Origin of the sequence: Phyllobacterium sp. 21LDTY02-6, from assembly GCF_023554255.2 — a bacterium.
Classification (GTDB): Bacteria; Pseudomonadota; Alphaproteobacteria; order Rhizobiales; family Rhizobiaceae; genus Phyllobacterium.
The window spans coordinates 450,856-471,057 of sequence record NZ_JAMJWD020000004.1; the positions used below are offsets into that span (position 1 = coordinate 450,856).

Consider the following 20,202-nt stretch of genomic DNA (forward strand, 5'->3'; position numbering starts at 1 on the left):
GCCCATCCTGACCACACGGCGAAAAAATGCGAGTGCTATTTCTGCTTTTCCGCATGAAATTGGCCAATTGGGCCCCGCTGGGACAGCAACGTCTCCACGGCGGCGGCAGCGGCCAGCAGCCGTCCGTCCGCGCCATGCCGTGCCATCAGCATGAGCCCGACAGGCAGTTCCGTATCGGGGATCGGCAGGCTTATGGCCGTCAGGTCGAACTGGTTGGCGATTTGCGTATTGCGCAGGAGCAGGCCCTCGACCTCCCTGTAGACCGCATCGTCGGCAACGGATTGATGTGTCGGCGCCACGATCGGCACCGTCGGCAGGGCGAGAAAGTCGAATTCCGCCAGCCGCGCATCCATTTCGCCCGCCAGCACCCGGCGTTTCTGCATCAGCGCGACATAGTCCCGTTCCGTCACGCCAAGGCGGCGCAGCAGCGGCCGCTGCACCCGCTGATCGACATCGAGCCCTGTCTTCTCGAGCCAGCCGGCATGGACGCGGCTCGCCTCGATACCGGCGATGGAGCCGATCGCCGTCGCCTCCGCCATGGCTTCGATGAGGTCGTCCAACGAGTGTTCCACCAGCAACGCGCCCGCATGCTCGCAAAGCGCGATCGCCCGGGCAAACCCGCCGGCGACAGTCTCGTCGAGCGCCTGCAGCGGAATGCCGACCGGTATGCCGATCTTCACCCCGGCCAGTTGGCGCGGCTGCAGCGGATGATATGGCTCGCCGGCTATGATCGCGTCCGCCAGCGCACAATCCGCCACGTTGCGTGCCAGCGGACCTATCGAATCAAGGCTCGGAGATAGCGGAAATGCGCCCGATAGCGGCACGCGCCTTGCCGTGGGCTTGAAGCCCGTGACACCGTTCAGCGCCGCGGGTATGCGCACCGAGCCGCCCGTGTCGGAGCCGATGGAAATATCGCTCGTCCCTTCCGCCACCGACACCGCCGCACCGATCGACGATCCTCCGGCAACCCGCGCTGGATCCACGGCATTGCCGGCCGGCGCGGAGTGCGGGTTGAGCCCGACCGCCGTGAAGGCGAACTCCGTCATCAATGTCTTGCCGATGATTATCGCGCCGGCGGCTCGCAGACGTTGCACGACCAGCGCATCGGCAGCAGCGGGCTCCGCCTCGCGCCGCATCAGCGATCCGGCCAATGTCGGCTCGCCTTCCACATCGAAGAGGTCCTTGATCGAGACGATGCGGCCATCCAGCGCACCGAGCGGCCGGCCCTCGACCCGGCGCTGGTCGGCGGCGTCCGCCTCCTGTCTCGCCCGCCCGGCATAGATGCGCGTGAATATCCGCTCATCGCCATTGCGGCCGGCAAGGACGCCGAGAACTTCGTCGACACGATCGCGCGCGGTTTGCTTCAAGGATTGCAAGGCTTTGGTCTCTCGAATGGCGGGGCGAATATTCATATCGGCTGTCGCGGCCACGGTCAAAACGGCAGGCGCCATGCACTGGACTCAACGCTGCATTGCAACAATTGCAGTTTTCAGCCGGGCCGAATTGACGGAGACTTATCAGCGGGAGGGTCAACGATAAAGGGGTAGAACATGAGCCTTCGCAACCGCATCAGGAAATACCGTCAATACCGGCAGAACCTCTACGAGTTGAGCGTCTGCACGGACCGCAACCTTGCCGATCTTGGCATCGCACGCTCCGACATCCGCCGCATCGCCTGGATGGCCTGCAATTGATCAGGTAGTGCTTGCGGGACCAGCCTCTGGTCTTTCCAGGGGCTGCGCCTCAGCGTCAGGCGAAAAACAGCACGTTCCTGCAAGCCGTTCGCAGCAACGAACGTGCATGGCAGAAAACCGTCCGGTCACATCAGGTTACATCCGGCCGCAAGGGCGAAACGTTCAGCAGGGCGGCTCGTCGCCAAGCTCCCTCGCCTTCCTCCGCAGCAATCCGTCTATTTCTTCCTGCACCTGCGATAGTCCCCAGCCATTGGCCAGGGCCTTCCGGTAGACGGAAAGCAATTGCACGGACGACACCTTGTCCAGATAGCGTTCGCGCAGAATATCACGGCAATTGACCGTCAATTGAACCTGATCGGCTCCACTTTCAGGAGATGTATTACTCACATCACGCACTCCCTGAGCGCGGCTCCACCCCGGTAATTGTCGCTTTCGGTCGTCAGCCGCAGCTTTATATTTGCAGAAAACCGGCGAATAGGCGAGTCTCGGCCTATCCGGGGCGATCAGGGGAACACGCATCATGTTATCGGGATCATGGAAATTCATTGCGGTCGTCATTGCCCTCATGGCGCTTTCCGGCCGGCCGGTATTGGCCGAGCCATCCCAAGCGCCGCGGGAATTGCAGGGACGATGGCTTGCCGAAGACATCGGCGGCGCCGGCGTGATCGACCGGCTCCAGACGATCCTCGAAATCCGCGAAGACGGGGCCATAGGCGGTTCGGGCGGTTGCAACCGCATGCGTGGAACAGCCAAAATCGAAGGCCGGAAGATCAATTTCGGGCCGATCGCAAGCACGAGGATGGCCTGCGTGCCTGCCGCGATGGTTCAGGAACGCAAATTCTTCGCGGCAATGGAAAAGGTTCGCTCGTGGCGGATCGACAAGAAGCGGCAAAAACTGGTGTTGCTGGACCGGCGCGGCAAGCGTCTGGTTGTCTTTACCAGGGCTTAGGGCAAGTCGACCGTACGGAAGACCTCCACCATCCAGTCCATGAATACGCGCAGCCGCGGCGAGAGCTGCTTGCTGCGCGGATAGAGCAGCGAGACCTGGCTGGGCGACGGCGGATAGTCCGGCAGGAGCGGTACGAGCTCGCCCGAATTGAAGTATTTTTCCAGCCGATAGCGCGGGGCCTGGATGATGCCGAGGCCGGCAAGGGCGGCGGCGAAATAGGTTTCCGCGCCCGTGACGGTCATCGCCACCGGCAGCGTGACAGTGCGCAGCGTGCCCTCGACGGAGAATTCCAGCGGCATGATCGCCCCGGTCGCCGATGAACGAAAGCCGATCATGGCGTGCCCCGCCAGGTCTTCGATCCGCTGCGGCGCGCCGCGGCTTTGGCAATAGGCCGGAGAGGCACATGTGGCCTCGCGCAGGACGGTGAGACGGTGGGCGACCATCTCGCTATCCTGGAGTTCACCGACGCGCAGCACGCAATCCACCCCTTCCCGCACGAGATCGACAAACCGGTCGCCCTCGCTCATGTGAAGCTCGATTTCCGGATACAGGGCAAAAAATTCGCCGAGCCGGGGCATGACGAAGGTCCTCGCAAGCATTCCCTGGACGTCTACCCGCAGCAGCCCCTTTGGCTTGCCTTTCGAAAAAGCCGCCTCCGCATCCTCAAGATCGGCGATCAGCCGCTGGCAACGGCCATAATATGCCTCGCCATCGAGTGTCGGCCGCACATGGCGCGTCGTTCGCTGCAGCAGGCGCGCTCCGAGCCGCGCCTCCAGCGCCTTGATCGCATCCGTCACTGTCGCGCGGGGCAGGCCAAGATCCTGCGCCGCCAGCGTGAAGCTGCGCCTTTCGACGATCCTGACGAATACCCGCATCGCATCATATCGATCCATTGTTCGAAAATCCGTATTATCCTGCCGAATTCTAGCCGATTATTCCTACAGCCGGGAGTGCTAAGTTTCGAAGATCGAAGCGAGACGACCGATCAAACTGCGACGAAAGGAACAATGTCATGAGCGATCGAAGGGTAGCCATCGTAACAGGTGCATCGCGCGGCATCGGTGCGGGCATAGCGGAGCGGCTGGCGAAGGATGGCTTCACCGTCATCGTCAATTATGCCGGTCGCCACCAGGACGCCGAGGCCGTGGTTGCCGGGATCGAGGCTGGTGGCGGCCAGGCGATAGCGGCACAGGCCGATGTGAGCGATCCGCAAGCCGTTGCGCGGATGTTCGACGCTGCAGAGGCGGCATTTGGCGGGATCGACATGCTCGTCAACAATGCGGGCATCATGGCGCTCAAGCCCATCGCCGACAGCGACGACGCCATGTTCGACAGGATGATGGCGATCAACCTGAAAGGCAGCTTCAACTGCATGCGGGAGGCGGCGAGACGCGTACGCGACGGCGGGCGCATCATCAATCTTTCCACCAGCGTAGTCGGCATCCGGCTGGAGACCTACGGCATATATGCGGCGACGAAGGCGGCCGTGGAGACGATGGGCGCCATTCTTTCGAAGGAAATGCGCGGCCGCTCGATCACCGTCAACACAGTGGCGCCGGGCCCGACGGCAACCGACCTTTTCCTCGACGGAAAAACGCCCGAACTCGTCGAGCGCCTGGCCAAGATGAACCCGCTGGAGCGGCTGGGCACGCCCGCCGACATCGCCTCCGTCGTCGCTTTCCTTGCCGGACCGGACGGCGGCTGGATCAACGGCCAGGTCGTCCGCGCCAATGGCGGCATGGTGTAAGTACATATCGGCGTGGGACTTTGCTCCAAGCGATGGCCCGTAAACTGGCGCCAATGAGGAAGTGCCTGGTTACGGGAGTGAAACGCGACAACTTGGACAGCGTTATGCAGGAAGTGACGACAGTATTTGTTGCGTAGGAAGGAGGAGCGTCCCACCTATTCCCTTCGCATCCACAAAACCAAACTTTCGGTAGAATGTCTCCGCTTCCTTATCAAGAGCATGGACCATGACCGCTCTGAACGCCACTGCTTGCGCAGCGGAAACAACGCTTAGGAGGGCATTTTTAAGGAGCGCGGCTCCCAGGCCCTTCCCCTGGTGTTTTTCATCGACCGCAAGTCGCGCCAACAGAGCTACCGGAATTTGGGCTGGTGCCTGTGTCCCTTTTACCTGCCGAGGCGCATCGTTGCGACTTATCATGCCAGCACAAAGGGAGTGATAGCCGACGACAGCATTAGACTCATCGGCTATTACGAAGGTTCGTGAATAGCCCTGATTTTGGTTGTAAAGAGCCATGTCTCGCAACCAATCATCAAGCACAGGCTTTCCACTTGAAAAGCCGTCGAGCAGGTGTTCGCCGGCTAGCGGAGCGGGTCTTCGAAATGCCACGCTTAATCGATCCACGCCATGTTGCTCTTGAAGAGCCGGACCAATTCTTTGTTAGGCTTGCCGTCCTTGGAAAGCAGTTCGTTGACATTGTCAAAAACACCAGCGTCAACTCCAATAAAACGCTGGTCAAGTAATTCTTTTTGCGCGGAGTGGACGGCAGCTTCAGTCATGAATGCAGTGAGCGACTTACCGCAAATTTCGGCTGCCCTACTAATCGTATCATGCGTGTCCGAGTCCATCCGCAGATTGATTTTTTCGGTTTTCTTCAAAGCTGACATTTTTCACACCTCCACCAATCAAAACTATGCAGAATTGAAAGGAACCGTTCTTCTATAAGCTCTGTAGATAGTGACTTGTATGGACGATGTAAATACATCAACGATCAATTGTTAAATTGGCGACCCTTGATACCCCACTAACAGCTTTCTGGCGTATGAGAGCTAGCGCACCAGAATCGAATCCTGAGACGTTGAATTTTGTCATGAAAAGATGAAGTGGTGCCCAGACGCGGATTCGAACCACGGACACGCGGATTTTCAATCCGCTGCTCTACCAACTGAGCTATCTGGGCACTCCCGGCCCGCATTCGCGGCCTGTCGATCGACGTGTTGGTTTCCGTCGGAAGCGCGTGGGTTATAACACTAAAAATCGTCCTGTCCAGCATCAACTCACGAATTTTTCGCCGTTTTTCTGCCTCTTGCAAAGGGCAAGGATAGATGCGTTTGTTGATGCAGCTAAGGACGGGATTCGCAATCTATGGATGAAATGGGGGAGAGGGTGGCCACGCCGAAGCCATTTGGCTGGGGAATCATCGGCAGTGGCAGGGTGGCGGGGCAATTCGCATCGGATCTTGCCAGCGTCGGGGGCGCGGAACTTGTGGCAAATTATTCCCGCACGCAGGCGAATGCGACGCGCTTCGCCAAGAATTTCCTCAGCCTGCGGCCCTATGCCGATCTCGATGCCTTCCTGGCCGATCCCGCCATCGATGCCGTCTATATCGCGACGCCGAACTCGCTTCACGTGGCGCAGTCGCTGAAGGCGGTGCGCTCCGGCAAGCCGGTGCTTGTGGAAAAGCCCCTCGCCCCATCCCATGCCGAGGCCGCCGTTATCCAGCGTGAAGCGGCGCGTGCCAATGTCTTCGCCATGGAGGCGATGTGGACGCGTTTCCTGCCGGCGGTGATCGCAGCCAAGGCGAAGCTCGATGCGGGCGCCATAGGGACCGTGCGAAGACTGACGGCGGAACTCGCCTACAGGCACGAATTCGACCCGCAGGACCGCCTGTTCAGCCGCTCATTGGGTGGCGGGGCGACGCTCGACCTTGGCGTCTATTGCGTCTCGCTGGCCATGTATTTTCTCGGGCAGCCGCAGAAGGTCTCGGGCCTGTGGCATGCGGCGCCCAATGGCGTCGACATGAGTTCCGAAATCACGCTGCATTATGATCATGCGACAGCGGAGCTTTCCTGCGGCTTCGACAGGGATGGCGCCAATCATCTCGTGATCGAGGGGAGCGAAGGCGCGCTCAGGCTCGACAATCCGTTCCTCAAGGCGCAGCGCCTGACCCTCTATCACGGGCTCGCATGCCGGGCTCCCTTCGGCCCATTGTCGGGTCCGCCCGGCCTCTTCGGCAAAATGCTGGATCGCCTTCCGATACCCGGCCGCAGCACGGAGGAATATCCGTTCGAGGGCAATGGCCTGCAATTCGAGGCGGAAGCCGCCATGCGCGCCATCCAGCGCGGCGAGACCGCAACGGCGGCGATGCCCATCGGCGACAGCGTCAATGTCCTGCGGGCGCTGAACCTCGTCCTGTCGCAGCCGGCATCGCAGAAGATCATCCGGCTTTAGCGGGCTCGAAGCTGCTCTGCAGCCTGTAGGGCTGCGGCAGCGATGCCGCATTGTTCAAGGCAAGCGCCAGTTCGGTGATATGCAAGGCGACATCGCCCGATGCGAAACAGCGCGTGCCAGCTTCGATCGCATCGGCCATGGCGGCAATTCCGCCGGCAAAATCGATGCGTGACGGATAGTTCGGCAGGCGCAGGCGCCTGGCATCGCGCCCATAGCGTATCTTTCGGCCGGGAAGCGGCTTCGAATGGATGAACCTGCCGAGTTTCGCCTCCAGCCGTTCGGCAAGCTTCGTGGCAAGGCTGCGACCGCCATGGGCGCTTTCCAGATAGACCGGCGAGCTATGATCCCAGAGGTCGCCGACGGTCAGCGTGCCGGCATCTCCAAGTATGGTCATCGACCTGTCGCGTGGCGCGGCGAGCCCGTTTGTGAGCCTTGCCACGACGCCCGACCGGAATCGCAGCGCACCCACCGAAAAATCCGGGCCGGGCTCGATCGATCCGGTGCCCGGTCCCTTGTCCGGGAATGTCAGCGCGGAGAAGGCCGTTACGCTGTCGACGGGGCCGAACAGAGCGACGAGCCACGACAGCGCATAGCCGGCATGCTCCAGCGTGCAGCCGATCTCGAATTCATGCAGGCCCGGCCAGCGCGCCCCGGATACGGAACGCCATTCCTGCCATGGCGCGCGGAAAACCGGCCCATCCTCCATCTGGGCATAGACCAGCCGCGCCTGCCCGACGGCTCCCTGCCCGATCTTGTCAGCGACGAGCCGATGGGCCGCGCTCAACGCATTGGCCGGCGCCGTTGCCAGGGTGAGACCGGCCGCTTCGGCAAGCGCCACAAGCTCCGCGGCTTCCTCGTAGCGCATCGCCAGCGGCTTTTCGCAATAGACGTGCTTGCCCGCCGCCAACGCCTGCCGCGACAAGGCGTAATGGCTCTCCGGCGTCGTGAGATTGACGATGATCGCCACATCGTCATCGGCAAGCATCGACTGGAAATCGGGATAGGCGCGCGTGCCGTAATGGGCGCAGAACTGCGCGAGCCGCGCCTGATCGCGGTCAAAGACTCCGCAGAGTTCGAGCTGCGGGTGATTGGCAAGCGTGGTCATATAGTAGTCGGCCACGAAGCCGGTGCCGATTATCGCGATCTTCATGCTGCGAACATTAACGCCTCGAAGTGAAAAGAGGGTGAAGGCCGGCACCGGACCCCGCGGGCTGCTTCAGCCCTCATCATCCTCATTGCTGTCGTCGGCGCTCTCCACCGCGGGCAGGACATAGGCCCCGCTCAACCAACGGTTGAGATCGATGTCGCGGCACCGGGCCGAGCAGAATGGATAATGCTCGCGCTGCGACGGCCGCTTGCACTCCGGGCACGGGCGCGGCGGCCGCAAGGGCGTCACTTTGGCTGAGGTTTTGTTTTCTTCGGTCAATGTCTCGTCCTCAATGGGCGGAAGACTGCCAATTGGAATAGACAGGGTAGCCTTCGCCGTGAAGCAGGCTCGCGGTTTCATGGAGCGGCAGGCCGACCACATTGGAATAGGAGCCCACCAGCTTGACGACGAAGCCGCCGGCGAGGCCCTGGATGGCGTAGCCGCCCGCCTTGCCGCGCCACTCGCCGGACGCGAGATAGCTCTCCATCTCCTCGCGCGACAGCCGTTTGAAGCGCACGCGGGTTTCGACGAGGTCCTGGCGTAGCTTGCCGGAAGGCGTAACGAGGCAAAGCCCGGTATAGACGCGGTGCGAGCGCCCCGACAGCAGCCTCAGGCAGGCCGTGGCATCGTCGAGTATCTCCGCTTTGGGCAGGACGCGCCTGCCGACGGCCACCACGGTATCGGCGGCAATGATGAATGTGCCGGTGGTATCGCGCATCTCGCCGGCCACCTTCTCTGCCTTCAGGCGCGACAGGCGTCGTGCGAGCGAGCGCGGATGCTCGGCGCGCAGCGGGGTCTCGTCCACGTCGGCCGGTGCGAGACGATCAGGTTCTATGCCGATCTGGCCCAGGAGCGCCAGGCGGCGCGGCGAGCCCGATGCCAAAACAAGTTTCTGCTGATCGCTCATCCAGGATGTCCTGAGGCCGGGTGCGGAGGATTATTTGAAACGGTAGGTGATGCGACCCTTGGTCAGGTCGTAGGGGGTCATTTCGACGAGGACCTTGTCGCCGGCCAGGACGCGAATGCGATTCTTGCGCATGCGGCCTGCGGTATGCGCAATGATTTCATGATCGTTTTCAAGCTTCACGCGGAACATCGCGTTGGGCAGCAGCTCCGTTACCAGACCGGGAAACTCCAGTACTTCTTCTTTCGCCATGCGTTATTTTATCTCCAGATAAGTGAATTGCGGTCTTCGGACCGGAATTTTGCGCGGAACCTATAGTATTGCGCGTCATTTGTGAACAACCGAGTTGGATCAATCGCACAGGCCGCCCAAAGGCTGCGGATAGTCGCAGGGGCCGGCTCAGCCGCGCGGCGCGAAGCGCTCCTCGATGTGATGCAGCAAATGATCGCGAACGTCGCGATATGCCTGCAATATCTGATCGCGGCGGCCCCTCACCAGCGTCGGATCGGGCGTCGGCCAATACTCGACCTGCACGGATGACGTCCGCGTCAGTTCCAGTGCCATATGGTGTGCCTTGGGCGACAATGTAACGATCAGGTCGAAATAATCGTCCTCGAGCTCCTTGAAGGTGCGCGGCAGGGCCGATGTCCGTTGCAGGCCGATCTCCTCGAGCACGGCATCGACGAACGGATCAGCCTCGCCCTTCTCCACACCGGCGGAGGCGATATAGGTGCGGGAGGGCAATATCCTGCGCGCCAGTGCCTCGGCGATGGGCGAGCGAATCGAATTCATGCCGCATATGAACAGTACGGCGCCCGGCACCGCCGGTTTGGCGTCTTCGGCGTGGTCGTCCGATGCCTGCTCCGGCTGCGGCACTGCCCCTAGCCCCGCCAATGCAGCACACATACAAGGGTGAAGAGGCGGCGGGCGGTGTCGAAATCGACCTCGATCTTGCCGCCGAGCCTGTCCATCAGGGCCTGCGAGCCTTCATTGTGCAGGCCGCGGCGCCCCATGTCGATGGCCTCGATCTTGCTCGGGCTCGACGACCGGATAGCTTCGTAATAGCTCTCGCAGATGAGGAAATAGTCCTTGATGACCTTTCTGAGCGGCGTAAGCGAAAGTATATGCGTGACGACATCCTCGCCGCCATCGCGCGAGATGGCAAAGATGAGGCGGGATTCGGCGAGCGAAATCTTCAGGCGGTAGGGGCCGGCTCCCTCGTCGCCCACCGGACGGAACGAATTTTCCTCGATCAGGTCGAATATGGCGACAGCGCGTTCATGCTCGACATCGGGCGTCGAACGGCCAATCGTATCGTCCAGCTCCACGTCCACCAATCTTGCATCGCTTGCCGTCATTCTCGCCCTTGCGAATTCAGCCTGATTGCCACCGACCTGCCATGCGCATCGAGACCTTCCGCACGGGCCATCTCGATGGCGGCGGGGCCGAGAGCCCGCAGCTGCTCCACTCCCAGCTTCAGGATGGACGTTCGCTTGACATAGTCAAGCACGGAAAGACCGGAGGAGAATCGTGCGGAGCGCGCCGTCGGCAGCACATGGTTGGAGCCGCCGACATAATCGCCGATGACTTCGGGCGTATAGCGGCCAAGGAATATTGCCCCGGCATTGCGTATGCCGGCGAGCAGCGGCTCGGGATCAGCGGTGGCGATTTCCAGATGTTCGGCGGCGATGCGGTTGGCGAGCGGCACTGCGGCGGCAAGATCGTCGACGAGGATGACCGCGCCGAAATCGCGCCAGCTTGCCGATGCGGTTTCGACGCGCGGCAAGGTTCGCAACTGGCGCTCGACGGCTGCCATGACGGCCTCGGCGAAGGCGGCGTCGTCCGTGATCAATATCGATTGCGCCGCCGTGTCGTGTTCGGCCTGCGCCATGAGATCGGCGGCGATCCAGTCCGGATCATTGTCCGCATCGGCAATGATGAGGACTTCGGACGGGCCGGCGATCATGTCGATGCCAACCGTTCCGAACACCCGGCGCTTGGCTGCGGCGACATAGGCATTTCCCGGGCCGACGATCTTCGCCACCGGCGCTATGGTGCCGGTGCCATAGGCAAGCGCTGCGATCGCCTGTGCGCCGCCGACGCGGTAGATCTCCGAAACGCCGGCGAGCCGCGCCGCGACGAGCACCAGCGGGTTCAACACTCCACCCGGCGACGGCACCACCATGACGATGCGCTCGACGCCGGCCACCCTGGCAGGAACGGCATTCATCAATACCGAACTCGGATAGCTCGCGGTTCCGCCCGGAACATAGAGGCCGACGGATTCGATCGCCGTCCAGCGCGAGCCAAGCTCGACGCCGAGCGCATCGGTATAATGATCGTCCTTCGGCAATTGGCGCGCATGATGGGAATGGATGCGGTCACGCGCCAGCGTCAGCGCCTCGACCGTCGCAGCCGGCGCGGCGGCAACGGCATCGTCGATCTGCGCGCTGGTAATGGCGATACCATGTTCGGCAAGGTCTATCCGGTCGAACTTCAGCGAATAGTCGATGAGAGCGGCATCGCCCTCGTTGCGCACCCGCCTGATGATCTCCGCCACGGCGAGATCGACATCTTCCGACACCTCGCGCTTCGTTGCGAGGAAAGCAGCAAACCGCGCCTCGAAATCGGCTTCCGACTGTCTAAGCACAACTACCACACCGCTACTCCTGCCGCCTGCCGCTGTCCATTCGCCCGGATCATCGCCCGATGCCGGTCCATCGCCTAAAGTTCGTGATCGGGTTTCGCCTGGGTTTCCCATGCGGGGCCGAGATCGGTAAGCTGGACCTCGATCGCCTCCACCTCGAAGCGGAGCGCCTTGTTGGCCGCAAAGACGATCTCGATCGTCCCGGACGGCGCATCGGTGGCAGTGAAGCGGATGGCGAGGATCGACAGGACGTCATCCTTGAACTGGCGGTCTATCCCGGTGGCGCGCAGATTGGTGGCGCGGCTGAAATAGACGGCGGTGCGGCGGCGCTCGAAACTGCGATGCCGCTTGCCATCGGCCGCAAGCTCCCAGACGAAACGGTTTACCCCGAGCACGAGCTTTGCTTCAGTCGCCAGAAAGTCGATATCACCGACCTTGAGGACGGCATCCTGCAGATGCGCCGAAACGATCTGGAGATCTTCCTCATCCAGCGCAATCAGTTTGAGCGTGCTCATATGTTCTTGCCTCATTCGCAGGTAATGGCTCTGTTCGGTACCTACCTGTTAGAGTAAACCGTGCGGAATTGGAATTATCCATCGGCAATATTCAAAGCTGCCGCGGGTTGTTTTCCACACGGCAGCCGCAGGGCATGCAGGGCCTTGCCGGATGCGGTCAGTCGCTGATGCGTTCGACCACCGCGCCGCAACGCGTCAGCTTTTCCTCGAGGCGCTCGAAGCCCCGGTCGAGGTGGTAGACGCGGTTGACGGTGGTCTCGCCTTCGGCGGCGAGGCCGGCGATGACGAGCGACACCGAGGCGCGCAAATCGGTCGCCATGACCGGCGCGCCACGCAGGCGCTCGACGCCTTCGATCGTCGCTGTCTGGCCGGAGAGCGAAATCTTCGCGCCGAGCCGCGCCAGTTCCTGCACGTGCATGAAGCGGTTCTCGAAAATCGTCTCGGTGATCTGCGACGTGCCCTTGGCTTTCGTCATGAGGCCCATGAACTGCGCCTGCAGGTCGGTGGGGAAGCCTGGAAATGGCTGCGTCGTCACATCGACCGGCATGATCCCATGGCCGTTGCGCACGATGCGGAGGCCGGAATTGGTTTCCGATATTTCCGCGCCCGCCTGGCCGAGCGTCGTCAGTGCCGACTTGAGGAGATTGGCGTCGGCCCCTTCAAGGATGACGTCGCCGCCGGTCATCGCCACCGCCATGGCATAGGTGCCGGTCTCGATACGGTCCGGAATGACGCGAACGCGCGCGCCGGAAAGGCTCGTCACGCCCTCGATGGTGATGGTGTCGGTGCCGGCGCCGGTGATCTTCGCGCCCATGGCATTGAGGCAATCGGCGAGATTGACGACTTCCGGCTCCTGCGCGGCGTTTTCGATGATCGTCTCGCCCTTGGCCAGCGTCGCGGCCATCAGCATGACATGGGTGGCGCCGACGGAGACTTTCGGGAAGGTGAAGCGCGTTCCGACAAGGCCGCCCTTGGCGCTGGCCTTCACATAGCCGTTCTCGATCTCGATCTCCGCGCCGAGCGCGGCAAGGCCCTCGATGAAGAGATCGACCGGCCGCGTCCCGATGGCGCAGCCGCCCGGCAGCGACACCGTCGCCGTGCCCATGCGGGCGAGGAGCGGCCCGATGACCCAGAAGCTGGCGCGCATCTTCGAAACGAGCTCGTAGGGCGCCATCGTGTCGACGATGTTGCGGGCGGTGAAATGAATGGTGCGGGAATAGGCGCCGTCCTGGCGTTCGCGCCGGCCATTGACCGAATAATCCACGCCGTGATTGCCGAGGATACGGATCAGTTGTTCCACATCGGCGAGGTGCGGCACGTTTTCGAGCGTCAGCGTGTCGTCCGTCAGCAGCGATGCGATCATCAACGGCAATGCCGCATTCTTGGCGCCCGAAATCGGAATGACGCCATTGAGCTTGTTACCGCCAACAATCTTGATGCGATCCATAATTTGTCACTTTCGCGGGAAGACCCGTCCTGTCGTTAAGCCCCTTGAGAAGGCGGTTGATGTAAACCATCGCGCAAAATGGTTCAAGAAAGGCTTTATGACCGGAGTAAGGCCGATCATGATTCACCGGTGGATGAACGCTCTTCAGTCTCTGTCGCCGCCTTCAGACCCTCGTCGCGCTCATCCGGCGCCCCGGCGCGACGTGAACGCGTCTGCTGCTTGCGCCGCGCCAGATTGGCGCGCAACTGCTCGGAACGGCGCTTTTCACGGTTTTCCTGCTCGGTATTTGGCTTCTTTGACGACGACATTTCCTCAGACTCATGCAAATCGGACAACCCACATGCCGGCTCATATTCCAGCCGGCCAGATAAATTACAAAGAGAATACGATTGCTTGCTTGCGATTTCATCAATGATATGGCAGAAGTCCGCCGCGTTCGCAAATCGGCTGCGGTAGCTCAGTGGTAGAGCACTCCATTGGTAATGGAGAGGTCGAGAGTTCAATCCTCTCTCGCAGCACCATCCCATCTCGTTGATATTTCCACCCCGTCCGTCATTTCATCGCAATGACGACCTTGCCTTTCGCGCGGCCCGTTTCGACATGGGCCAGTGCTTCATTGGTCTGTGCGAAGGGGAAGACGCGATCGATCACCGGGCGGATGGCGCCGGCCTCGATCAGCGCGCCGATCCTTGCAAGCTGGTCGCCATTCGCCGTCATGAACAGAAATGAATAATCGATACCGCGGCGCCGAGCCTTGCTTCTGATGCCGAAGCTCATCAGGCGCATGATCTGGCGCAACGGCCAGCCGGAGCCGTTCTGCCGGGCGAAATCCGGATCGGGCGGGCCCGAGATCGAAATCAGCTTCCCGCCGGGCTTCAGCACCTCAAGGGATTTCTCCAGCGTGTCCTTGCCGAGGCTGTTGAGAACGACGTCGTAGCCCTCGATCACCTCCTCGAATTTCTCATTCCTGTAGTCGATGACGACGTCCGCGCCGAGACTTCGGACGAGTTCGATATTGCCGGTGCTCGTGGTCGTCGCCACATGGGCGCCAAGGTGCCTTGCAAGCTGGATGGCGATGGTGCCGACACCGCCCGAGCCGGCATGGATCAGAATCTTCTGCCCCTTCTCCAGACGGGCGCGCTCGACCAGCACCTGCCATGCGGTGAGCGCAACGAGAGGGATGGACGCCGCCTCTTCCATGGTGAGGTTTGCAGGCTTCGGCGCCACATCCGCCGCGTCGATGGCGATATATTGCGCGAATGTTCCGATTCGATCCTGCTCCGGACGTGCATAGACCGCGTCGCCGGCCTTGAACCGCCGCACGTTACGGCCCACCCGGACGACAGTTCCGGCGACATCATTGCCGAGAATCAGCGGAAGCCGATAGGGCAGGATGAGCTTGAATTCTCCATCCCTGATCTTGGCATCGAGAACATTCACGCTGGCGGCATGGATCTCCACCATCACATCATTGTCACGCAGCTCCGGTTCGGGGACCTCGGCGAGGCGCAGCGCACCGCCCTTGGCGTAGCGGTCGATGAGAAATGCTTTCATGATAGCCAACTTTCGCGCGAGGCCGGAAATAACTGGTTCAGTCGGTGAGCTTGCTGAATTTACGCAAATTCTTGTCGACGAAGGATTCGGGCAGGAAGCGGCGCATGAAACGAACCTGCCGCGCTACCTTTCCGGCAGTGTAGCGCCTTTTGGGCGATGCCGCATTGGCTGCCCGTACCACCGTGGCGGCCACGATCTCCGGCGCCTCGCCTTCCTCGATAACATCGCGCATCCGCTGCTCGGCGGCGGCACGGACGGTATCATAGACGGCAAGCGGCCGATCGGGCCGGGTAAGGTTCTCCTCGAAGGAGGTGCGGATGCCGCCCGGCTCGACGAGCACGACACGGATGCCTTGCGTGCGGACCTCATGGTCGAGAGATTCCGAATAGCCCTCCAGCGCGTGCTTGGTCGATGAATAAAGCGCATTATACGGCGCGGGAATGAGCCCGAGTATGGAACTTACGTTGACGATACGGCCGCTGCGCTGGCGCCGCATCACCGGCAGCACCGCATTGGTGACGCGCAGGACGCCGAAGACGTTCACATCGAACACGGCCCGTGCCTGGGCGGCCGAGGATTCTTCCGCGCCGCCGAGCAGCCCGACCCCGGCATTGTTGACGAGGAGGTCGATCTGCCCCGTCCGGCTCAAAACCTCGTCGACCAGCGCCTGGACAGACGCATCATCCGTCACGTCACAGACCAGCATCGTGACTCCATCCGGACCATTGGCCGCCGGCTTCCGGCTGGTGCCGAAGACGCGGTAACCATCGCGCCGCAGCGCCTGTGCGGTGACCAGCCCGATGCCTGAGGAAGCGCCCGTCACGATGGCGACCCGGTTGTCTTTGTTGCTCATTTTCCTGAACCTTCATTTTGTCGTGGAATATCGATGAGCAATCAGTTACTATTATTTTAGTAGTAAGTCACTATCAAAAAGATACTAACATGAAAAAACTTTCCGACCTGCCCTGTCCCATCGCACGCAGCCTCGCCCTCATAGGGGATGCCTGGAGCATGCTCATCATGCGCGACGCCCATGCGGGCCTGACCCGCTTCGATGAATTCCGCCGCAGCCTCGGCATCGCCCCGACCATGTTGACCGCGCGGCTCGCAGCCCTCACGGGCGAGGGGATATTGGAGAAGCGGCGCTATTCCATCCGTCCGCCAAGGGATGAATATGTGCTGACCGAAGCCGGCCGCGATTTCCTGCCCGTGCTGTTCGCCATCGGCGCATGGGGCCGCAAGCACCGCGGCGACGGCAAGATCACGCGGTTCTACGACGCCGAGACGGGAACGGAGATCGATCCGCTGACCATCGATCGCGGTACGGGCGCGCCGATCGGGACGCGACCCATCCGCATCGCCGAAGTCGATTGAACTGCGGCCGCCTTGTTACAATGAACCGGACGGGCAGCAATTCGTTCGACTTTTTCGTTTATTCGAACGTATCGAGTTCACTGCGGAAGGCATCGACCAGCCAGCCGGAGGCGGGGCCGAGCGGGCGATCGACCAGATGCAGCGCAAAGATCGAATAGGCGGTTTCCGGATAGGGCTCCAGATCGAGCGGCACGAGACGGCCGGCAGCCATGTCGTCGCGCACCATCCATTTCGGCAGGCCGCCCCAGCCGAGCCCGGCCAGCATCAACTCCCGCTTCGTCGCGACATCGGTAAGCCGCCAGGTACGATAGGCATAGACGCCGAAGTCCATACCCTTGGTCTGTTCGCTCAGATCCGTCACCACCAGTTGCACATGTTCGCGCATGACCGATAGCGGCACCCGCCCGGGATAGAGCGCCAGCGGATGATCCGGCGCCGCGACAGGAAGCATGCTCGTCTGGCCAAGGCGCACCGTCGCCAGCGCGTCAAAGGGCGTGACCGGCGGGCCGCCGACAGCGAAATCCACCTGGCGCTTGAGAGCAAGGTCCCAGATGGTGCCGAGCGCACCGACATGAAGGCGCAGGCCAACCGTCGGAAACCGCGTCTCGAATGTCCGCAACACGCTGGCGAGCACGGGCGTCGGGATATTGACGTCGACGGCGACGGCGATATTGGCTTCGATGCCCTCCTTCAGGCCCTGCACGCGCGAGCGGAGGTTCTGCAAGGCAAGCGCCATGCGCCGCGCATCTTCCAGCAGCGCCCGGCCAGCCTCGGTCAGCCGTGGCTCGCGCGTTCCCGACCGCTCGAAAAGCTTGAGCTCGAGCTGCGCTTCCAGATTGGCGATGGCATAGCTGATCACCGATTGGGAGCGATTGAGCCGGCGTGCCGCGGCCGAGAAACTGCCGGCATCCGCAATCGCGGCGAAGACGTTCAACTGGTCGAGGGTGGGGTTTGGCTGCATGGCGCGACTCATCTATTTATTCGATGGATTACATAGATATTTTCCCAGTTTTTTAGATCGATGTCGAGGCCCAGATTAGCGTCATCAGTTTCAACGCCAAAGGATGACATCATGTCCTCGATACTTCTCGTAACTTCCAGCCCGCGCGGCGACGCATCGCATTCGACGCGCATCGCCCGGGATTTCGCCCGGCGCCTGCAGGCCGGCCTGCCGAACAGCGAGCTCGTCACGCGCGACCTTGCCAGCGATCCCCTGCCCCATATCGACGCCGACTTCGCCAGCGGCATCTATACCCCGGCAGAAGCGCGCACCCCGGCGCAGCAGGCAGTCGTCGCCCGCTCCGACGCATTGGTGGACGAGCTCTTCGCCGCCGATACGATCGTCATCTCCACCGGCTTCATCAATTTCGGCATCTCGTCGAACCTGAAGACCTGGATCGACCATATCGCCCGCGCGGGGCGCACGTTCAGCTATGGTGCCGACGGCGCCAAGGGGCTGGTGACCGGCAAGAAGGTCTATGTGGTGCTGGCCTCCGGCGGCGTCTATTCGGACGGTCCAGCGGCGGCCTTCGACCAGGCGACGCCCTATCTTCGAACGGTACTGGGTTTCCTCGGCATGACCGATATCGAATTCGTCCGCATCGAAGGCGTGGCGATGGGCCCGGAAGCGGAGGCCAAGGCTATCGCCGAGGCAGTGGCGCGAACCAATGATTTCGCCCTTGCGGCCTGACCGCAAAAAACAAAAGCGGGCCGCTGGCCCGCTTTTTGTTGAATACTGCAAGTAACTCGAACTCGAACTAACCCATACGCCGTTTCTGCTCTGCTTCGTCCAAACGTTTCAATTGATCGAGAATGCTTTCCGGTACTGTTTCTTCCACCTTGTATATTCCTGCCGCGCGTATCGCCGAGCGATAACAGGATTGCGAGATTTGTCGTCGCACAATTTGGGATAGCTGTTTTTCGTAGGTCCGGTTATTACCGTCCATCGATTAGACTCCAACTTTATTTTGTCGTTTAACCCATTCTCTACGAAGAAGGTTGGTATCTTTCCTACGTTATTGGCCCTTAACGCAATGTGTCGCTGCGCCGCAGGCCTTAGTATTACACAACATCTCGGCAAAAGCGCCTCCCACCGCAACGGGAACGTCCTGCAGTTAACAAACGTTTACCGACTGATTTTGTTCAACGGGGGATTTTGCATTGGTGGAGACGTTCGAATACCTCAATTCGCTACCGGTCGTGCCGCATATCATCGCCCTCTTCATCGCCTATGCGCTGGCGGTGCCGATCGGCGTCGAGCGCGAGGCGGAAGAGCGCAGCGCCGGCGTGCGCACATTTCCGCTGGTGGCGCTGGCCAGCTGCGGCGTCATCCAGGGAACGGAGCATTTGACGACCGACAATCCCGAGGCGATGGCGCGCATCGTCGAAGGCCTGATCACCGGTGTCGGCTTCATCGGTGGCGGGGCGATCCTGCAATTGAAGGATTCGGTGCGCGGCACCGCCACGGCCGCCAGCATATGGGCGACCGGGGCCATCGGCATCTCGGCCGGGCTTGCAAGCTATGATGTCGCCATCATCATCTCGCTGTTCACATTTCTGACGCTGCGGCTGATGCTGCCCTTCAAGAAGGAGCCGAAACGGTAGCCCGGCGCGCTATCGCTGGTTGCGGAACTGCAGCGATGCTTCCCATTTCAATGCGGATTCGACGATCTTGTCGAGATCGTCGAGCTGCGGCACCCAGCCAAGCTCATTGCGCGCCTTGTTGCTGTCGGCAACCACGGATGCCGCATCGCCCGGCCGCGGGCTGGTGGGGCGTGCGTCGATCGGCGCGCCGTGGACGCGCTCCACGCTGGCGATGACTTCCTTGACCGAATAGCCGCGGCCATAGCCGCAATTGGCGACCATGCTGCTGCCGCCGGAGCGTAGCCGTTCGAGAGCCAGCCGATGGGCGGCGACGAGGTCCGTCACATGGATATAGTCCCGCACGCAGGTGCCGTCCGGCGTCGGGTAATTATTGCCGAACACCTCCATGTAGCGGCGCTTGCCGAGCGCCGTCTCGCAGGCGATCTTGATCAGATGCGTCGCGCCGCGCGTCGATTGACCGGTGCGTCCATTGGGATCGGCGCCGGCGACGTTGAAGTAGCGCAGCGCAGTATAATGGAAGTTGTGGGCGGCGGCAGTGTCGCGCAGCATCCATTCCGTCATCAGCTTCGACAGGCCGTAGGGCGATTCCGGCCGCGTCGGATGGTCTTCATTGACCGGCAGAAGCCCGCCATCGCCATAGACCGCGGCGGTGGAGGAAAAGATGAAGTTCTTGACGTCGGACTTCACCGCGGCGTCGATGAGCGTGCGGGATTTCGCGGTGTTGTTCTCGTAATAGGCGAGCGGATCGCGAACGGAATCGGGCACGACCACCGATCCGGCGAAATGGATGATCGCATCGACATAGTTGCGCTCGATGGTCTGGCGCATCAGGCTCTGGTCGCCAATATCGCCGATGACGAGCTTGGCCTCCGGCGGCACCGCCCATTTGAACCCGGTCGAGAGCGTATCGACGACGACGACCGATTCCCCCGCCTCCAGCAGATCCCAAACCATGTGGCTGCCAATATAGCCAGCACCCCCCGTCACCAGCACCGTCATCGCAATTGCCTTCTGCTGCGTCCCATTCGCCCTATATTGCAGCATCCGATCGTAGAGCCAATGGTGTCCGGTTCAATAAAGTGGGATTGCGGATTGATCCGCGACAATTGCAGATATTGATTGTAGATATCACATTCATCAACCTGAGGGGACGGTAGCGGCGGGGTCCCTCG

General features: G+C 61.5%; 27 protein-coding genes and 2 tRNA genes. 8 read left to right on the plus strand and 21 right to left on the minus strand.

Features of this window, described 5'->3' with window-relative positions; genetic code table 11:
* Positions 1-35: 35 nt before the first annotated feature.
* Entirely contained in the window at positions 36-1,412 is a 1,377-nt protein-coding gene (locus M8997_RS16260; protein WP_250015469.1) for an amidase, read from the minus strand.
* 138 nt (positions 1,413-1,550) lie between these two features.
* Between M8997_RS16260 and M8997_RS16265 the strand changes: the two genes are divergently transcribed.
* Positions 1,551-1,694: a DUF1127 domain-containing protein gene (locus M8997_RS16265; RefSeq protein WP_250015308.1), complete on the plus strand. Its 144-nt coding sequence runs from the start codon at positions 1,551-1,553 to the stop codon at positions 1,692-1,694.
* Between the two features lie 162 nt (positions 1,695-1,856).
* Here the strand turns inward: M8997_RS16265 and M8997_RS16270 are convergent, their stop codons facing one another.
* Positions 1,857-2,081, minus strand: coding sequence for a hypothetical protein (locus M8997_RS16270; RefSeq protein ID WP_250015309.1), 225 nt, complete (start codon positions 2,079-2,081; stop codon positions 1,857-1,859).
* A gap of 133 nt (positions 2,082-2,214) precedes the next feature.
* Here M8997_RS16270 and M8997_RS16275 point away from each other — a divergent pair, with 133 nt between their 5' ends.
* Complete coding sequence (locus tag M8997_RS16275) at positions 2,215-2,643, plus strand: META domain-containing protein (RefSeq protein ID WP_250015310.1); 429 nt, start codon at positions 2,215-2,217, stop codon at positions 2,641-2,643.
* On the opposite strand, the gene M8997_RS16280 is transcribed toward M8997_RS16275, so the two are convergent.
* Complete coding sequence (locus tag M8997_RS16280) at positions 2,640-3,536, minus strand: LysR family transcriptional regulator (RefSeq protein WP_250015311.1); 897 nt, start codon at positions 3,534-3,536, stop codon at positions 2,640-2,642. The two genes, M8997_RS16275 and M8997_RS16280, sit on opposite strands and share 4 nt — an antisense overlap.
* Before the next feature lie 119 nt (positions 3,537-3,655).
* Here M8997_RS16280 and M8997_RS16285 point away from each other — a divergent pair, with 119 nt between their 5' ends.
* Complete coding sequence (locus tag M8997_RS16285; RefSeq protein WP_250015312.1) at positions 3,656-4,390, plus strand: SDR family oxidoreductase; 735 nt, start codon at positions 3,656-3,658, stop codon at positions 4,388-4,390.
* Positions 4,391-4,492: 102 nt separating this feature from the next.
* Here the strand turns inward: M8997_RS16285 and M8997_RS16290 are convergent, their stop codons facing one another.
* The 3 genes from M8997_RS16290 to M8997_RS16300 form a co-directional block, all read right to left on the minus strand.
* On the minus strand, positions 4,493-5,011 hold the full coding sequence (locus M8997_RS16290; RefSeq protein WP_250015314.1) for a GNAT family N-acetyltransferase: 519 nt from the start codon (positions 5,009-5,011) through the stop codon (positions 4,493-4,495).
* Positions 4,999-5,274, minus strand: a complete 276-nt coding sequence (locus M8997_RS16295) for a DUF1778 domain-containing protein (protein ID WP_250015316.1) — start codon at positions 5,272-5,274, stop codon at positions 4,999-5,001. The genes M8997_RS16290 and M8997_RS16295 overlap by 13 nt, the downstream gene beginning before the upstream one ends.
* Positions 5,275-5,491: 217 nt before the next feature.
* Positions 5,492-5,567 (minus strand) — tRNA-Phe (locus tag M8997_RS16300).
* 185 nt (positions 5,568-5,752) lie between these two features.
* Here M8997_RS16300 and M8997_RS16305 point away from each other — a divergent pair.
* Positions 5,753-6,838, plus strand: coding sequence for a Gfo/Idh/MocA family protein (locus M8997_RS16305; protein ID WP_250015319.1), 1,086 nt, complete (start codon positions 5,753-5,755; stop codon positions 6,836-6,838).
* Here M8997_RS16305 and M8997_RS16310 read toward each other — a convergent pair.
* The 10 genes from M8997_RS16310 to M8997_RS16355 form a co-directional block, all read right to left on the minus strand.
* Entirely contained in the window at positions 6,825-7,988 is a 1,164-nt protein-coding gene (locus tag M8997_RS16310) for a Gfo/Idh/MocA family protein (protein WP_250015321.1), read from the minus strand. The genes M8997_RS16305 and M8997_RS16310 overlap by 14 nt on opposite strands.
* Positions 7,989-8,054: 66 nt before the next feature.
* Positions 8,055-8,264 carry a DNA gyrase inhibitor YacG gene (yacG, locus tag M8997_RS16315; protein WP_250015324.1) on the minus strand — a complete coding sequence of 70 codons (210 nt, stop codon included), beginning with the start codon at positions 8,262-8,264 and terminating at the stop codon, positions 8,055-8,057.
* 10 nt (positions 8,265-8,274) lie between these two features.
* On the minus strand, positions 8,275-8,892 hold the full coding sequence (locus M8997_RS16320) for a Maf-like protein (RefSeq protein WP_250015326.1): 618 nt from the start codon (positions 8,890-8,892) through the stop codon (positions 8,275-8,277).
* 30 nt (positions 8,893-8,922) lie between these two features.
* On the minus strand, positions 8,923-9,141 hold the full coding sequence (gene infA, locus M8997_RS16325; RefSeq protein ID WP_008122731.1) for a translation initiation factor IF-1: 219 nt from the start codon (positions 9,139-9,141) through the stop codon (positions 8,923-8,925).
* A gap of 147 nt (positions 9,142-9,288) precedes the next feature.
* Entirely contained in the window at positions 9,289-9,795 is a 507-nt protein-coding gene (locus M8997_RS16330; RefSeq protein WP_256473329.1) for a low molecular weight phosphatase family protein, read from the minus strand.
* On the minus strand, positions 9,771-10,247 hold the full coding sequence (locus tag M8997_RS16335) for a UPF0262 family protein (protein WP_250015330.1): 477 nt from the start codon (positions 10,245-10,247) through the stop codon (positions 9,771-9,773). Before M8997_RS16335 ends, M8997_RS16330 begins: the two co-directional genes overlap by 25 nt.
* Entirely contained in the window at positions 10,244-11,548 is a 1,305-nt protein-coding gene (gene hisD, locus M8997_RS16340; RefSeq protein WP_250015332.1) for a histidinol dehydrogenase, read from the minus strand. The genes M8997_RS16335 and hisD overlap by 4 nt, the downstream gene beginning before the upstream one ends.
* A 65-nt stretch (positions 11,549-11,613) precedes the next feature.
* Positions 11,614-12,051, minus strand: a complete 438-nt coding sequence (locus M8997_RS16345; protein ID WP_250015334.1) for a DUF2948 family protein — start codon at positions 12,049-12,051, stop codon at positions 11,614-11,616.
* A gap of 157 nt (positions 12,052-12,208) precedes the next feature.
* On the minus strand, positions 12,209-13,498 hold the full coding sequence (gene murA / locus M8997_RS16350) for a UDP-N-acetylglucosamine 1-carboxyvinyltransferase (protein WP_250015336.1): 1,290 nt from the start codon (positions 13,496-13,498) through the stop codon (positions 12,209-12,211).
* Positions 13,499-13,614: 116 nt separating this feature from the next.
* Complete coding sequence (locus tag M8997_RS16355) at positions 13,615-13,833, minus strand: hypothetical protein (RefSeq protein ID WP_250015338.1); 219 nt, start codon at positions 13,831-13,833, stop codon at positions 13,615-13,617.
* A gap of 111 nt (positions 13,834-13,944) precedes the next feature.
* On the opposite strand from M8997_RS16355, the gene M8997_RS16360 reads away from it, so the two are divergent.
* Positions 13,945-14,019, plus strand: a tRNA-Thr gene (locus M8997_RS16360).
* A gap of 31 nt (positions 14,020-14,050) precedes the next feature.
* Here the strand turns inward: M8997_RS16360 and M8997_RS16365 are convergent.
* Positions 14,051-15,052: an NADP-dependent oxidoreductase gene (locus tag M8997_RS16365; protein ID WP_250015340.1), complete on the minus strand. Its 1,002-nt coding sequence runs from the start codon at positions 15,050-15,052 to the stop codon at positions 14,051-14,053.
* A 37-nt stretch (positions 15,053-15,089) separates the two neighbouring features.
* Positions 15,090-15,905 (minus strand): oxidoreductase, encoded by an 816-nt coding sequence (locus M8997_RS16370; protein ID WP_250015342.1) that lies wholly within the window; start codon positions 15,903-15,905, stop codon positions 15,090-15,092.
* An 89-nt stretch (positions 15,906-15,994) separates the two neighbouring features.
* Here M8997_RS16370 and M8997_RS16375 point away from each other — a divergent pair, with 89 nt between their 5' ends.
* The gene (locus tag M8997_RS16375) at positions 15,995-16,426 is read left to right on the plus strand and encodes a helix-turn-helix domain-containing protein (RefSeq protein WP_250015344.1); all 432 of its coding nucleotides are present in this window, start codon (positions 15,995-15,997) and stop codon (positions 16,424-16,426) included.
* Between the two features lie 58 nt (positions 16,427-16,484).
* On the opposite strand, the gene M8997_RS16380 is transcribed toward M8997_RS16375, so the two are convergent.
* Entirely contained in the window at positions 16,485-17,387 is a 903-nt protein-coding gene (locus tag M8997_RS16380; RefSeq protein WP_250015345.1) for a LysR family transcriptional regulator, read from the minus strand.
* A 111-nt stretch (positions 17,388-17,498) separates the two neighbouring features.
* Here M8997_RS16380 and M8997_RS16385 point away from each other — a divergent pair, with 111 nt between their 5' ends.
* Positions 17,499-18,116: an FMN-dependent NADH-azoreductase gene (locus M8997_RS16385; RefSeq protein WP_250015346.1), complete on the plus strand. Its 618-nt coding sequence runs from the start codon at positions 17,499-17,501 to the stop codon at positions 18,114-18,116.
* Positions 18,117-18,183: 67 nt separating this feature from the next.
* Here M8997_RS16385 and M8997_RS16390 read toward each other — a convergent pair whose 3' ends face one another.
* Positions 18,184-18,372, minus strand: coding sequence for a hypothetical protein (locus tag M8997_RS16390; protein ID WP_250015347.1), 189 nt, complete (start codon positions 18,370-18,372; stop codon positions 18,184-18,186).
* 214 nt (positions 18,373-18,586) lie between these two features.
* Here M8997_RS16390 and M8997_RS16395 point away from each other — a divergent pair, with 214 nt between their 5' ends.
* Positions 18,587-19,030, plus strand: coding sequence for an MgtC/SapB family protein (locus tag M8997_RS16395; RefSeq protein WP_250015348.1), 444 nt, complete (start codon positions 18,587-18,589; stop codon positions 19,028-19,030).
* A 9-nt stretch (positions 19,031-19,039) separates the two neighbouring features.
* On the opposite strand, the gene galE is transcribed toward M8997_RS16395, so the two are convergent.
* Positions 19,040-20,029, minus strand: coding sequence for a UDP-glucose 4-epimerase GalE (galE, locus tag M8997_RS16400; protein ID WP_250015349.1), 990 nt, complete (start codon positions 20,027-20,029; stop codon positions 19,040-19,042).
* Between the last annotated feature and the right edge of the window lie 173 nt (positions 20,030-20,202).